General features: G+C 39.0%; 12 protein-coding genes. 10 read left to right on the plus strand and 2 right to left on the minus strand.

Features of this window, described 5'->3' with window-relative positions; all coding sequences use genetic code 11:
• Positions 1-330 precede the first annotated feature (330 nt).
• Positions 331-1,023, plus strand: coding sequence for a DUF3800 domain-containing protein (locus EO116_RS06690; RefSeq protein WP_127161208.1), 693 nt, complete (start codon positions 331-333; stop codon positions 1,021-1,023).
• A 317-nt stretch (positions 1,024-1,340) separates the two neighbouring features.
• Here EO116_RS06690 and EO116_RS06695 read toward each other — a convergent pair whose 3' ends face one another.
• Positions 1,341-2,048 carry a nicotinamide mononucleotide transporter gene (locus tag EO116_RS06695; protein WP_127161171.1) on the minus strand — a complete coding sequence of 236 codons (708 nt, stop codon included), beginning with the start codon at positions 2,046-2,048 and terminating at the stop codon, positions 1,341-1,343.
• Between the two features lie 881 nt (positions 2,049-2,929).
• On the opposite strand from EO116_RS06695, the gene EO116_RS06700 reads away from it, so the two are divergent.
• From EO116_RS06700 to EO116_RS06720, 5 genes are all read left to right on the plus strand, one after another.
• On the plus strand, positions 2,930-3,652 hold the full coding sequence (locus EO116_RS06700) for a class I SAM-dependent methyltransferase (RefSeq protein ID WP_127161172.1): 723 nt from the start codon (positions 2,930-2,932) through the stop codon (positions 3,650-3,652).
• Positions 3,653-3,661: 9 nt separating this feature from the next.
• Positions 3,662-4,150: a DnaA ATPase domain-containing protein gene (locus EO116_RS06705; RefSeq protein ID WP_127161173.1), complete on the plus strand. Its 489-nt coding sequence runs from the start codon at positions 3,662-3,664 to the stop codon at positions 4,148-4,150.
• 155 nt (positions 4,151-4,305) lie between these two features.
• Complete coding sequence (locus tag EO116_RS06710) at positions 4,306-5,847, plus strand: nitrite/sulfite reductase (RefSeq protein WP_164726096.1); 1,542 nt, start codon at positions 4,306-4,308, stop codon at positions 5,845-5,847.
• A 204-nt stretch (positions 5,848-6,051) separates the two neighbouring features.
• Positions 6,052-6,732 carry a PepSY domain-containing protein gene (locus tag EO116_RS06715; RefSeq protein ID WP_127161175.1) on the plus strand — a complete coding sequence of 227 codons (681 nt, stop codon included), beginning with the start codon at positions 6,052-6,054 and terminating at the stop codon, positions 6,730-6,732.
• A gap of 10 nt (positions 6,733-6,742) precedes the next feature.
• Complete coding sequence (locus EO116_RS06720) at positions 6,743-7,528, plus strand: enoyl-CoA hydratase (RefSeq protein WP_127161176.1); 786 nt, start codon at positions 6,743-6,745, stop codon at positions 7,526-7,528.
• 199 nt (positions 7,529-7,727) lie between these two features.
• Here EO116_RS06720 and guaC read toward each other — a convergent pair whose 3' ends face one another.
• Complete coding sequence (gene guaC, locus EO116_RS06725; protein ID WP_127161177.1) at positions 7,728-8,714, minus strand: GMP reductase; 987 nt, start codon at positions 8,712-8,714, stop codon at positions 7,728-7,730.
• Between the two features lie 258 nt (positions 8,715-8,972).
• Between guaC and thiT the strand changes: the two genes are divergently transcribed.
• From thiT to EO116_RS06745, 4 genes are all read left to right on the plus strand, one after another.
• Positions 8,973-9,527, plus strand: a complete 555-nt coding sequence (thiT, locus tag EO116_RS06730) for an energy-coupled thiamine transporter ThiT (RefSeq protein WP_127161178.1) — start codon at positions 8,973-8,975, stop codon at positions 9,525-9,527.
• A gap of 26 nt (positions 9,528-9,553) precedes the next feature.
• Positions 9,554-10,699, plus strand: coding sequence for a molybdopterin-guanine dinucleotide biosynthesis protein MobB (locus tag EO116_RS06735; protein ID WP_127161179.1), 1,146 nt, complete (start codon positions 9,554-9,556; stop codon positions 10,697-10,699).
• Entirely contained in the window at positions 10,699-11,937 is a 1,239-nt protein-coding gene (locus EO116_RS06740; RefSeq protein ID WP_127161180.1) for a molybdopterin molybdotransferase MoeA, read from the plus strand. The genes EO116_RS06735 and EO116_RS06740 overlap by 1 nt, the downstream gene beginning before the upstream one ends.
• Before the next feature lie 194 nt (positions 11,938-12,131).
• Positions 12,132-13,445 carry a dicarboxylate/amino acid:cation symporter gene (locus tag EO116_RS06745; RefSeq protein WP_127161181.1) on the plus strand — a complete coding sequence of 438 codons (1,314 nt, stop codon included), beginning with the start codon at positions 12,132-12,134 and terminating at the stop codon, positions 13,443-13,445.
• Positions 13,446-13,974 lie beyond the last annotated feature (529 nt).

Raw genomic sequence — 13,974 nt, forward strand, 5'->3', positions numbered from 1 at the left:
AGTTTGTGTTGCAATAAAATATAGATATTTAGAAAACAGAAGATTTATATTATTTATATACTATATTCATATATTCTATATACGGAAAAAACATATAGAGTGTATATAAATAACTATTTAATACTTCTAAGCCGTGGGTCGGGGGTTTGAATCCCTCCTGGATCACCACTAACAAAGGATTCTATGTTTTCTAGAATCCTTTTTATGTTGAAAGTATTAAAAATAGATTTACTATGTAAATGCATGGTAGTACAATAAAGAAAAAAGTGCTTAAAATAGTGATATTACATCTTATTTCACTAAAAAATATTCTTGAAAGGATGTGAGGTGGTGCAAGAAATATATTTCTATTTTGATGACTCTGGAGTGTTACATCCCTCCAACGATACGGGAATTTTTGTGTATGCAGGGTATGTATTTTTGAGTAAATCTGACAAAGAATCTGCTAAACGTAAGTATAGGAGTTTAGTCAAAAAAATTCAAATGAGTTTAAATACAATGGATGAGCTAAAAGCTTGTAAACTTAAAAACAGTCATAAAAGAGCATTATTTAATGTGTTGAAAGCCTACGAATCTATGTCGTTAATTGTTAGAATTGAACATGTATATGAAAGTATTCTGAGTGATATTAAATCTATATGTAGATATAAGGACTATATTTTGAAGTTGCTGATAAAGGAAGTGCTAAAAGCATGTATTCGCTCTGATAAAATAAGTTCGATGGAATCGGTTCGTATATATATAAATATAGATGAACAATTAAGATCTACAAATGGAATATATAATTTAGAAGATACTATTTATGAAGAGTTAAAACATGGCATTGTTAATTACAACTATGGAAAGGTTCATGAGCCTATTTTTTATGGAGATGTTGAGGTTAAAGTTAAATATTGTGAATCAAAACATGATTATTTAATACAAGCATCAGATATTTTAGCGAATAGAATTTTTACTTCTTATAGAGATGAAGAAGTAGAACTGAGAAATCTTGATAATCATAAAAGATTGATTTTCCCATAGGAATATGGTACACTCTCATTACAGACAACTTGTACTGTTTACATCTAGGATGTGATATGTAATATATTAAGCGTGCTGTGTGTACGCCTGCCTAGTTGGCAAAAGAGCCCTTAAGGGCTCTTTTTGTTTAAAAAATATAAAATGTAGTTTTATGGATGCAGGGAAAATTGAGTTGATAGGATGTAGTGACCCTGATAGTATAATAAATACTACGATTTGGCTCTTAAGAGCTCTTGGTGATGGAGGCATCACCTACTGGAAAAGGACAACACTTTGTGTTGTCCTTTTTTGGCGATGTATGCGATATATAGAAAAGATTAAGAGGTCTCTTTATCCTTCCAAAATAGTAAAGCTCCCATGGCATTGACTATGTAGAATATGTATTTTCCAACGTTGGCAAAATTGCCTTGGGTGAAAGCTTTCAATAACTGTACGATATTATAGATCATCCAGAATGGCCATTGTGTGTCTAATTTTAGAGCATTAAACAGGTTCGCAATGAGTGAGAAAGCAAATACGATGGTGGTTAGGATAGATAAAAAGTTCATAGGACCGCTAAAGCCTATATAATTGGCAACGCCTGAAATTGTGAAAGCAATAATGGTGATGATACCGGCAACTAATCGTTTTTGCGAAGGATTCATTGTATTAGGAATACCTTCGTGAGATGCTTCCCATTTTTTGATAGCAAAGGTATAGATAATGAAAGTAACAGGATAGGTAATGATAGCTGCTTTATTTCCTAAAATAAAATCGATGGCACCGGATAGAATAGTATTCACAATGCCGAGATAATTTCCCCATTTCTTGAGCTGTCCTGTAAATCGTGTAGACAACATAGAAATGCCAACGTTGATGACAGAAATAAGTCCAAAGGGAACGAGAGCCGTCCAAGGCCCCCAATCTACAAATTTTTCGAGACGTGAGTTAAGGTAACCAGCGGAAATAGCAATCCCCACAACAAGTGCGACACCGAGTACATCAAACCATTTGGAAGTAGCAAATTGTTTTAAATACTGTTTCATAGAGATATCCTTTCTATGAGAATATAATCTTTTACAAATACGTTCTGCCTAGATAGATTAGGTATCAGTAGTAAATTAAATTGTTTTAGTAAAAAAAGATTATTTACTTATATGATAAATATGATTTCTACCATATGTTTAATCATAACATAGTTAGTAGGAATATATCAAATAATGGTGGGGACTGCTTGTAAGCTAGTGATGCTAGTGAAAGTCTCGCGAAATCGGTCACAAAAAGAATTGTCTCTTATTTCGCGATGAGCCTTGTGAAGGGTTTAACTGAATATGATAAAGGGAATCCCATGGCATACTCCTTCTCAAACGGTATTGCATAATGTTTGTTCAGGAGTACACCATGGGCTTCTTGTGTTTGTGTCATTTAGTTAGTAAGAGGGGCACAAGGTCTCTACGCATAACTGCGTTCCTCAAGTTTTTGCCAATTATTATCAACGTTTCGTGTGATTTATATTATAATAAAATTAAAGAGTCATTAACGTGTTGTTGGGTTCATCTCTCCCTGTTAGGGGAGGAGGTGATACTATGACGAAGTATGAAAAGATTAGTTTAATCATTTCTATTTTGACATTGGTAGTTAACATCATTGCCCTATATAAGTAAGCAATGAAAACGCCTAACGTAACAGAGGTCTAGACCACCTCAACACGTTAGGCATCATCATAATTCGAATCTTTGAGATGAGCCTAACGCCACAGACACGTTGATGGCTCTTCTTATTTACATCTGTATTATAGCATATGTTAATTAAAAATACTATTTCTTTCTACGCATCACTGCCTTCCTTCTGAAAGCGGAGTAGTGACTCTAGCTACATACAAACCACCGATCCTCATGGTATAATACATACGATACAAGGAGGGCCTATGACGATACGAGATAGGATTATTGCCTACTGGAAAGGGCGCAGTGCTGAGTTTGGAGTGCTTCGCAAGAAAGAATTGACTTCTGATTTGGCACCACGTTGGTTACGTGAGATTACACCGCATATTAAAGATCATCACCAACGAATTTTAGATTTGGGAACAGGCACAGGTTTTTTTGCATTTTTGTTAGCACAAAAAGGATACTCTGTGACAGGGATTGATCTAACGGAAGATATGATTGCAGTGGCAAAGGCACAGGCGACAGAACTAGCGGGTTCGTTAGCAGGTACGGTGGACTTTCACTGTATGGATGCGATGCAACTGGACTTTCCGGATCAATCCTTTGATGTGATTCTGGCCCGGAATTTGACGTGGACTTTGCCGGATGTGGAAGCAGCCTATAAGGAATGGTATCGTGTGCTTGCGCCGAAAGGGGTGCTCATCAATATTGATGGCGACTATGGAGTAGAACTTAAGGTGCCTGTAGTGGCGAATCATCACATTCACGAAGGAGTTTCCAAGACAACGATGGAGGAGTGCATTGCCATAACAGAGGAACTTTCCATCAGTCGCATGGATCGTCCCCATTGGGATGCACATATGATGCGTAAAGCAGGCTTTTCCAGAGTGTATTTAGATATGGCGGTGAGTAGCCGTATTTATAATGAAGAAGATGAATTATATAATCCAGTGCCACTCTTTTCCATTGTGGCAAGGAAATGAGGAGTAATTATGCAAACATTTGAAACTTTCAACGTAACAGAAAAAAATAAATTCGGTATGGCGTCTGCGCTAGCGATGACTGATTTTACAAAGTGCTTTGAGCCAGTGCTACTTATATTTGGACAACCTGGTGTGGGTAAGACGCATCTATTGAAAGCTATGGAACAAGAGGCGGTAAAGGGAAACCCTAACATCCGTGTACGTTATGTGACAGGGGCGCAGTTTATAAAAGAATATAACGATAGCGTGACCTATGGCGAAGTGGCAGATTATATGGAAGAGTACTGTAAATTACACTTGTTACTAGTGGATGATGTGCAGGACATTGTATATAGCGATGACGAAGGGGCGAAGAAGATGTTTATGCGCCTTGTGACAGGAATGAAAGCGAAAGCACGTCGCATGGCGGTAACGTTTGATGATACTTTTGACTCTGAAGATCGTTCTAATGAATTGCAGAATGAATTGACCGATGGAGTTGTAGCTTTCATCGAATAAAAAATGAATAGAAAGCGGTTATTACACTGTATAACTAAGTGATATAACCTATGAAAAGAGGCGGATTTCAATCTATAGAAATCCGCCTTAATATCTGTTATACTTGGGAAGAAGAGTTTTCTATTGAGCGAGTGCTCAGGAGAGGAGAAAGTATAATGGCTATTTCAGAAGAAGTACGACAACGATTTGCAGGGGAGTTTGAAAAGTTTCAAAAGGGAATTGAAGGTTTCTTTTCCAAAGAAATTGCGCCTAAAGATTTCAAAGGCATTGGTGGAGGGTTCGGCAGTTATGCAGAACGAGGCTTTGAAAGTGCGATGTTGCGGTTACGTTTTTTTGGATCTCGTATTCTTCCATACCAAATGAAATTTTTAGTGAATGCAGTTAAAAAATATGATTTAAAACAGGTGCATTTCACAACCGGTCAATGTATTCAATTCCATAAATTGCAAGGTGAGCAAATTTTAGAATTGTACAAAGAATGTTTTGAACATGATATTTATAACCGTGGTACTGGAGGAGATAATTTACGAAATGTAACAGCTAGCCCATTGCATGGGGTACATCCAGCTGAACCATTTGCTGTGACTCCGTATTTACAAGCGGTAAGTGAATATGCTGTATCTTTGATTGGTACATTAGCATTGCCACGTAAATATAAAATTGGTTTTTCTGTGGTTGATAATGAAGGTCATGCGAACTATAAAGACTTAGGATTTTTGGCAAAAGAAAATGGCAAGTTTGATGTCTACGCTGGTGGCGGTATCGGTGGCGGATCTGCATTCGGATTCTTAGTGGATGAAGATATTAACCCTAACGAAGTATTACACCACGTGGAAGGTATGTTACATTTGTATCATGAGCTAGGTGACTTTAAGAATCGTGGTAAAGCACGCTCACGTTTTATTGCACAACGTTTAGGAGAAGAAGAGTTCCGTAAAGCGTATCATGAATATTTGGCAAAATCTAAAGCAGCGCATGATTTAACATTGTCTGTTGAGCCATATACGGTGAATAAAGTAGGTACTACTACACCGACAACAGTGTTAGCAGAACCTCAAAAACAGGAGGGATTGTATTATATTCAATACAAACCATTGGTAGGTACACCACCTATGGATGTATTTGTAAAATTATTTGATTATGTAGGTGGATTAGAAGAAACTGAAATCCGTATCTGCGGTGATGAATCTGTATATATTGTGAACTTAACTGGCGAAGAAGCAGATGCAGTGGCAGCTATTATCGGCGATACTCATGCGAAAAATCAATTCGAGCATACGGTATCTTGTGTAGGGGCTACGATTTGTCAAATCGGTTTCCAAGATTCTTCTGGACTTGTGAAAGTCATTAAAGATACCTTAGAAGCAGAAGGATTATCAACAGATAAGTTACCACAATTACATGTATCTGGTTGCCCGTCTTCCTGTGGTACTCACCAAGTAGGTAAACTAGGTTTCCATGGATTTACAAAAGTGGTGGATAAACAACCTCAACCGGCTTTCAAAGTGTTCGTGAACGGTAATGGCGAAGTAGAAGGACAACGGATGTCTGATGAGTTAGGCGTTATCACTGTAGAGGATATTCCTAAATTCTTCGTTGACCTTGTGAATACCCTTGAAGCGGCTGGTCAAGATTATGATGCTTGGAATGCGGTGCATCCAGAAGGATTACAATCTGTATTGGCAAAATATCTATAATGTATATAAAAACGTTCTTACTTAGGTAAGGACGTTTTTTCGTTTCCGCCTCGTGAGTGTTGGCTGATATAGGATCTGGATTGTATTGAAGAATTACGATAGATACGGTATAATGAAAGAGATATCTCAAGATTGAGAATGCAAGCTTCATGGAGTATAGTCATGTAAGTTTTGTTCATAGAATTGTATATATAGGAGAGTCCAATGAAAAAAAGTACATTAGCTTTAGTAGGTGCTATGGCATTTGCTACAACCTTTGCAGTGGCACCGCAAGCACATGCTGAAATCAATGAATATTCTAATCTAAATGATAAAACAGTAGTGGTGCGCCAACCTGGTCAATCTATGGTATTGTCTATGCGTGAAGTAGCAGGTATCTTTGTGGGTCGTTATGTAAAAGCAGCTGTTAGCTCGATTACATTAGATCCATCCAAAGGCAATTACCAATATGTGGTAGTAGGTTACACGCCAAAGCAAAAAATTACTATCGACGTGGATGTGATTACTGGTAAAGTAGTACGTGAATTCCGTTCTAGCAAAGCAAAAGATGTAGCTTCCAAAGTGTTCAATCCATTGAAAGTGATTTCTCCAAAAGAAGCAGAAGTAGCAGCTCGTGGCTTAGTGGGAGAAGGCTCTTTCACTAGAGGTTGGGAAATCAAGGCGGAAAACAATGAAGTGGTATATATTGTTCGTACCCAAGATACAGATGAAAAAGAATATAGTGTAAAAGTAGATGCTGTCACAGGGAAAGCGCTTGAAAAAGGGGCGCCTATTGACTGGGCTAAAATTAAAGCAGATCGTTTGCGCAATGATGGGGTAGGTAAACCGTTTACATTGCAACAAGAACCAGAAGATACTGAGGCAGATCCTACTAAAACACTGTAATAGGTGATGTATGACGTATAATAATATTTTATTTACTATCGAAAATAATGTGGCTACCATCACATTTAATCGTCCAGAAGTACAAAATGGTTTTAATGTGCCTATGTGCCAAGAAATTCTGGATGCTATCCGTGTGGTAAAGGAAACTGATGAGGCCCGTGTATTAGTCTTCAAAGCAGAAGGTAAGGTCTTTTCTGTAGGTGGTGACTTAACAGAAATGAAACGCGCTGTAGAAGAAGATGATACAGAGTCCTTGTTTGAGATTACTCACTTGGTGATGGAAATTTCTTTAGCTATGAAGCATTTACCAAAACCTGTTGTGATGTGTACCGACGGTGCTGTGGCAGGGGCGGCTTTCAATATGGTGTTGGCAGCAGATATGTGCGTGGCATCTACGAATAGTCGTTTTATTCAAGCTTTTGTCAATGTAGGCCTAGCACCTGATGCAGGTGGTATGTACTTGCTAAGTCGTGCGGTAGGCATCAACCGGGCTATGCAACTGGCTATGACAGGGGAAGCGGTAACAGCAGAAAAAGGTAAGGAATATGGCTTTGTCTATAAAGTGTGCGAGCCAGAGATTTTGGAACGTACCACGAATCGCTTAGTACAGCGATTGGCAAAAGGACCAGTTAATTCTTTCCGTGCTATGAAACAAATGATGTGGGCTAGTTTCTTCACAAACTTTGAGGAATATGCGGAATTAGAAGTGAAAATCCAAAACTCCTTAGGAGAAACAGAAGACTTCCGTGAAGGCGTGCGGGCTTTTGCTGAAGGAAGACGACCAAAATTTAAATAGTGCATCTGATGATGTAAGTGTGAAAAGAGCTATTACGACAAAGTAGAGTCGATAATAGCTCTTTTAGTATTGAGGGATATGTATGTTTGTAGGAGATGATCTGAGTAGAGTGTATTCCTATACAAAACGAAAGACATAGTTCAAAAGTAGCGGAATAAAAAAAGGACTCTCCTAGAGAAGAGTCCTCGCATATATGTGATTAACGGTCGCCGTTAAAAATAGAGTTTTTAACGATTACGTAGTCAACTTTTTTGATCGCTTGTAGTGTAGTACCACCAGCGTAGGAGATAGAAGATTGTAAATCTTGTTCCATTTCAGTCAATGTATCGAAGATACTGCCTTTGGACTGAATTGTGATTTTTTTGCCTTCTACATTTTTGCGTTCCCCTTTTTGGTGTTCAGAAGCACTGCCGAAGTATTCTTTATATGTAACGCCATCGATAGTTATTTCTTTACCTGGGGATTCGATATGACCAGCGAATAAAGAGCCAATCATGACAAAGGAAGCGCCGAAGCGAATAGATTTTGCAATGTCCCCGTGGTCACGGATACCGCCGTCAGCGATGATAGGTTTTGTAGCCGCTTTGGCACACCAACGAACAGCGGACAATTGCCAACCACCAGTACCAAAACCAGTTTTTAGTTTTGTGATACATACTTTACCAGGTCCGATACCTACTTTGGTAGCATCAGCACCAGCATTTTCTAGTTCACGAACTGCTTCTGGTGTACCTACGTTACCAGCGATAACGAAGCTTTCAGGAAGTTCACGTTTAATGTGTTGAATCATGTTGATAACGCTGTTGGAATGACCGTGAGCGATATCGATGGTAATATATTCTGGGCATAGATTTGCTTCTTTTAATTCCTTCACGAATGTAAATTCCTCTGGTTTTACACCGATGGAAATAGATGCAAATAAACCTGCCTCATGCATGTCTTTTACAAAAGCCAAACGTTTTTCAGGTTGGAAGCGGTGCATGATATAGAAGTAGTTTTTAGCAGCTAATTCTTTGGCTAACTTTTCATCGATGATAGTTTGCATATTAGCTGGCACAATTGGTAAACGGAACGTACGATTTCCCAGTTTCACAGTTGTGTCACATTCGCTACGGCTAGATACGATACACTTGTTCGGTATCAATTGCACGTCTTCATAATCGAAAATGTTTGTAGTATTGATCATTATTTGTTGCCCCCTAAATAGACAGAATTAGGATTACGACATAATCCTTATCTATTATACATAAGACCTCTTATCTTGGCAACAAGGAGACGGATATACTTAGTCATCTTTGATATGCTAATTTGTACTAGGGCAATACCGTGTTTTGTGAAAAAACATATAGATAAAAATAGATTAAAAGTGATACAATATAAGGAATAAATAAAAGTAATTTGATAATGCATTTCAATGTATCATAGTGTGAAAAGGAGATAAGATATGAGTTATACAAGTTCAAGCAAAACAAAAATGTTAGTAGAAGGCGGTCTAGTCATCGCTATGGCTCAAATTTTAAGTATGTATGTCATCTATCAAATGCCACAAGGTGGCGCTGTGAAAGCAGCTAACTTGGTGCCATTGTTAATTTATGCCTATCGTTGGGGTGGTCGTGCAGGCATCTTAACTGGTATTGCCTATGGAATTATTCACTTCCTATTGGGATTTAAATTTTCGATTCATTATATGAGCATCGTATTGGACTATATCTTAGCCTATGGTGCCATTGGTATTGCCGGTTTCTTCGGCGGTTCTGGTACAGTGAAAGCTTTCTTCGGGGCTATCTATGCGATTTTAACACGCTTCGCTATGTCTGCCATTAGCGGTGTGGTCGTATTTGGGTCTTATGCACCAGAGGGAACAAGCCCTTGGATTTACTCTTTAACGTATAATGCAACATATATGTTGCCAGACATGGTGATTAATTTAGTGGTATTAGCGTTGTTATATGTGCCAGTGATGCGTGGATTAGGTCGTGTGACACCGACTCATAAATAAGAAAGCATCTAGGACAGGAGATATATATGATTTCTGAATTAGGAATTATTGTGTTAGCGGGTGGACTTAGCACTCGTATGGGAACAGATAAGACGAGATTGCCTTGGGGTAGCACAACTTTGTTAGGGGAAATGCTCCGCAAGGCGGTCCTTACAGAATGTGGAGAGATTTTAGTTTCCATCAATCGAGAATTAGAAGAGTCAGAGGCACATATTATTGAAGAAGCTCGTTCCTTTGGGCGAGATATTCAATTAGTGCCAGATGCGATTGCTATGAAAGGTCCTTTGAGTGGATTGCAGTCAGCCCTTTCAATAGGTACCCGAGAAGCCTATATCGTAGTATCTGCAGACATGCCATGGTTTTCCTTTCACTGGTTGCCATCTTGGGAAGTACACATAGATTCATTTTTGCAAGGCGAATTATTAGCTATGGTCCCTTATGTAGGACTGCAAGAGTACGAACCTTTGGCAGCTATTTATAAACGGTCTGTACTAGATACGATTCAAGAGGCTTTAGAGGGCGAAGATGTATCTATGCATGGCATCTTAGAGAAGATTCCTTATATGGAAATGGACATGATTGAGGAAGCAGAGCTATATAGCAATGTGAATACTCGCTTATCTTATAAATTGGCGAAAGCGAAGGCGGTCAATCGGGATCGGTCTGTACCGATTGTGACCATTAGTGCGAGCCAATCTAAATCTGGTAAAACAACGGTGGCTGCGGCGTTGATTCATCAGCTTTCACAACGAGGCATTGTGGTGGGCATGGTGAAAAGCGATGGTCATGGATTTTCCATGGATAAGGAAGATACTGATACATGGAAGGCTAGCCAAGCTGGAGCGAAGGCGGTGGCGATAGCTGGACCTAATGGATATGCGATGGTGGTACATGGTGAAAGTATGCAACGTCAACAACAATTAATTCGTTTGGCCAATGAGATGCCAGTAGATTTGGTGCTTTTAGAAAGTAGAAGTCATGGGGTGGCACCGATTATTGAGGTAGTCCGTGCCAACCATAATGATACACGGTTACCACAATTAGAGGATATTGTGGCCGTAGTTACAGATATAGATGATACATTAGAAGGAAATACGATCTGCGAGCAATTCAGTTTCAGTGAAGAAGATATGGAACGCTTAGCAGATTGGATTGTAAAGGAGTTGTTATAATGCAAGTAGTAAGCGTAGAAGAAGGCTTGCAACTAGTGGAATCTCCTTTTATAGATAGTGAGTATAGGGTAGAGGTAGAATCTGTACCAATTGGACAGGCCTATGGCAGAGTACTGGGTACAACGGCTTTAGCACAGATGAACTATCCTCCTTTTAGAAAATCTGCAATGGATGGCATTGCGATTCGATATACGCCAGATACAAGGACCTATCGGATAGTAGATACCATTGGAGCAGGAGAGGTCTTTCAGGGGCAATTGGCACTTGGTGAAGGGATTCAAATTATGACAGGCGCCATGGTACCAAGCACAGCAGATACGGTAGTAGTAAAAGAGGCGCTAACTTGGATTCAAGAGTCAGAAGTAACGGTGCCTAGTCGAATCGAAGTGGGTCAACATATTATCCTCGAAGGGGAAGATATACAAATTGGTCAAGAATTATTACCTGCCGGTACTGTGTTGGAAGCAGAACAAGTAGGAATCTTAGCTGGGCAAGGATATAGTGAAGTATCCGTATATCGCAAACCGAGAGTGATTGTGTTAACCACAGGTCGTGAAGTGCAAGATCCGACAGAGCCACTTCGAGAAGGTCATATTTATAACTCTAATCGATATTTATTAGAAGGAACGTTGCATACTCTAGGTGTTGATGTGGTAGGAGTAGCCCATCTATCGGATGCACCGGGTACAGTAGATGATAATATTGTTACTGTACAACATATGCTAGATACATTGGGACCGGTAGATATGATTATCAGCACCGGAGGGGTATCCGTAGGAGACTATGATACCATGCCAGAATTATATGAACGATTAGGAGCTAATACCTTGTATCGACGATTGCATATGCGACCAGGTGCGGCATCTTTTGGTGGTATCATTGCTACTGAGGGGCATATTACATGGTGCATGGGCTTATCTGGGAATCCTACGGCAGCGATGAATCAGTTCTATTTGCTGGTGTTGCCTGTATTAGAGCGGTTATCTGGACGGGCAGTTATGACTAGCTGGATAGAATGTCACCTAGGTGAAGTTGTAGATAGAAAATATCCTCTTGACCGTTATTATCAAGGGCATATTAGATACGAAGCAGGGTCCTGCTGGGCATACCCTAACTTAGGGATGACATCGGGAGGTTTAAAATCTTTAGCTGTAGCTAATGGTTTAATTAAAATCCCAGGTAATAGTGATCGCTTAGAGATAGGGACATTAGTGAAAGTGTTACCTTTTACTCGATAAAAGGAATAAAGAAACAAAAATGTGAATAAATACCCTGTTTTATGGGTGTTAATCTTGTAGGATTAGAAAAAATCTGTTATAATAATTCTATAGAATTTTATAAGTAAGGTCTACAAAGAGACACATCGTATACGTACCCTGTGCCTCTTTTTGTATGGCTTTTAACGGGTAGTATTTATGAAAAAGGAGATTTTATGGCAGTACTAAAAAAATTTGGCTTATCTGGTTGGATTGTCATTGGCCTATTAGCGGGCGTACTAGTAGGTTCGGTAGCACCAGATTTTGCAAAACAATTAAAACCATTAGGCGATGTATTTATTCGTATGATTAAAATGATCGTAGTACCATTGATTTTTAGTTCCCTTGTAATGGGTATCGCTGGTACAGGTGACTTTAAGAAATTAGGGCGTTTAGGGGGCAAAGCCATTTTATGGTTTGAAATTGCCACTACGATTGCATTATTTGTAGGTTTATTTGTGGTTAACGTATTTGAACCGGGCGTAGGAGTGAACCTAACAGCTACTGGTAATGCCGTAGACATTGCTAATAAAGCGGCTGCGAAAGGCGAGATGGATCATATCCAAATGTTGGTAAACATCATTCCAACGAATATCGTGGATGCTATGGCTCGTGGTGATATGTTGCAAATTATCTTCTTTAGCTGTATGTTTGCTATTGCAGCAGCAAGTATTGGTAAAGAAGGTAAACAAATTGTTGAACTTTCCAAAGACTTGGCACATATCATGTTCAAAGTAACACACTATGTGATGTATGTGTCTCCTATCGGTATCTTTGGTGCTATTGCATACACAGTAGGAAATTTTGGCTTGGGTATGTTAGTGCCGTTGATGAAGTTAGTATTCACGTTATACGGTGGCTTGGCATTATTCTTAATCCTTATTATTGCTATCGGTTCTTTCTTTACAAAAGTAAACTTGTTTAAATTAGGTAAAGTGTTGAAAGAGCCAATTGTGTTAGCATTCTCTACAGCAGCGTCTGAAGCAGCATTACCAATTGCGATGGAAAAATTGAAAAAGGTAGGTATTCCTAACCAAGTTGTAAGTTTTGTGTTGCCTTTGGGATATACATTTAACTTGGATGGATCCACATTGTACTCCTCTTTGGCAGTTGTATTTATTTCTCAAGTGTATGGCGTACCATTCCCGTTAGAACAACAATTATTGATGGTCTTAACATTGATGTTGTCCACGAAAGGGATTGCCGCAGTACCAGGAGCATCCTTGATTGTTATTGCCGGGACGGCAGCGGCTTTTGGCTTGCCGGTAGAAGGCTTAGCGTTAATTCTTGGTGTAGATCGTATCTTAGATATGGCTCGTACTGTATGTAACCTATCTGGTAACTGTTTAGCAGCAGCCATTGTAGGTCGTTGGGAAAACGAAGTATCTGCAGAGCGATTAACAGAGTTAATCGAAAATCCATTGACGGATGAAGAAGTAGAAGCGTTAGAACAAGCAAGCTTTGAACACGTTGGCGAACAACACGCATAATGAGTTTTGCTGATAGCATTGAAATAGTATATAAGGGGTTGTAACAAAATAGCTCCCAATAAAACAGAGGAAAGTTGATCAAAAAGTATCAACTTTCCTTTGTTTTTTATATTTTATAAGCAAATATAAATATGTACATTTTGTTACAGACCCTTTTGACGTATCGTGATAGTAGATTATATAGTTACGTGTAAGGAAATAGGGAGGTAGAAAGGTCCTGGGAAGGGGGGATAAAAAAGTAAGCCGGACAAGAAAAAATACCATGACCATCTTTTAGATGTTCATGGTATTTGTTGATAGAGTTCTTTAGGTCGACTGTAGGGAAGAGTAGAGGAGAAGACCTAAAGATGTGAATGAAGGATGTATATTTGTGCACGACATACCGTAGAGGTAGCATGGTAGAGGTAGCTGGTTATGTCGCATACATATATTATGAGGCCCTATAAAGGAGTTGAGGAGTTTATAATATACGTACATCACTTCACAAGAAAGAGAGTATCAAAGTGTTGTTACTCTTTATGTGTAGTAT

The organism is Veillonella sp. VA137 (assembly GCF_003992015.1).
GTDB lineage: Bacteria > Bacillota > Negativicutes > Veillonellales > Veillonellaceae > F0422.

Coding starts and splice junctions, on each gene's coding strand:
- EO116_RS06715 (WP_127161175.1), top strand. CDS start 6,052: ATGAAAAAAAGTACATTAGCTTTAGTAGGTGCTATGGCATTTGCTACA.
- EO116_RS06745 (WP_127161181.1), top strand. CDS start 12,132: ATGGCAGTACTAAAAAAATTTGGCTTATCTGGTTGGATTGTCATTGGC.
- EO116_RS06720 (WP_127161176.1), top strand. CDS start 6,743: ATGACGTATAATAATATTTTATTTACTATCGAAAATAATGTGGCTACC.
- thiT (WP_127161178.1), top strand. CDS start 8,973: ATGAGTTATACAAGTTCAAGCAAAACAAAAATGTTAGTAGAAGGCGGT.
- EO116_RS06735 (WP_127161179.1), top strand. CDS start 9,554: ATGATTTCTGAATTAGGAATTATTGTGTTAGCGGGTGGACTTAGCACT.
- EO116_RS06705 (WP_127161173.1), top strand. CDS start 3,662: ATGCAAACATTTGAAACTTTCAACGTAACAGAAAAAAATAAATTCGGT.
- guaC (WP_127161177.1), bottom strand. CDS start 8,714: ATGATCAATACTACAAACATTTTCGATTATGAAGACGTGCAATTGATA.
- EO116_RS06700 (WP_127161172.1), top strand. CDS start 2,930: ATGACGATACGAGATAGGATTATTGCCTACTGGAAAGGGCGCAGTGCT.
- EO116_RS06740 (WP_127161180.1), top strand. CDS start 10,699: ATGCAAGTAGTAAGCGTAGAAGAAGGCTTGCAACTAGTGGAATCTCCT.
- EO116_RS06710 (WP_164726096.1), top strand. CDS start 4,306: ATGGCTATTTCAGAAGAAGTACGACAACGATTTGCAGGGGAGTTTGAA.
- EO116_RS06695 (WP_127161171.1), bottom strand. CDS start 2,048: ATGAAACAGTATTTAAAACAATTTGCTACTTCCAAATGGTTTGATGTA.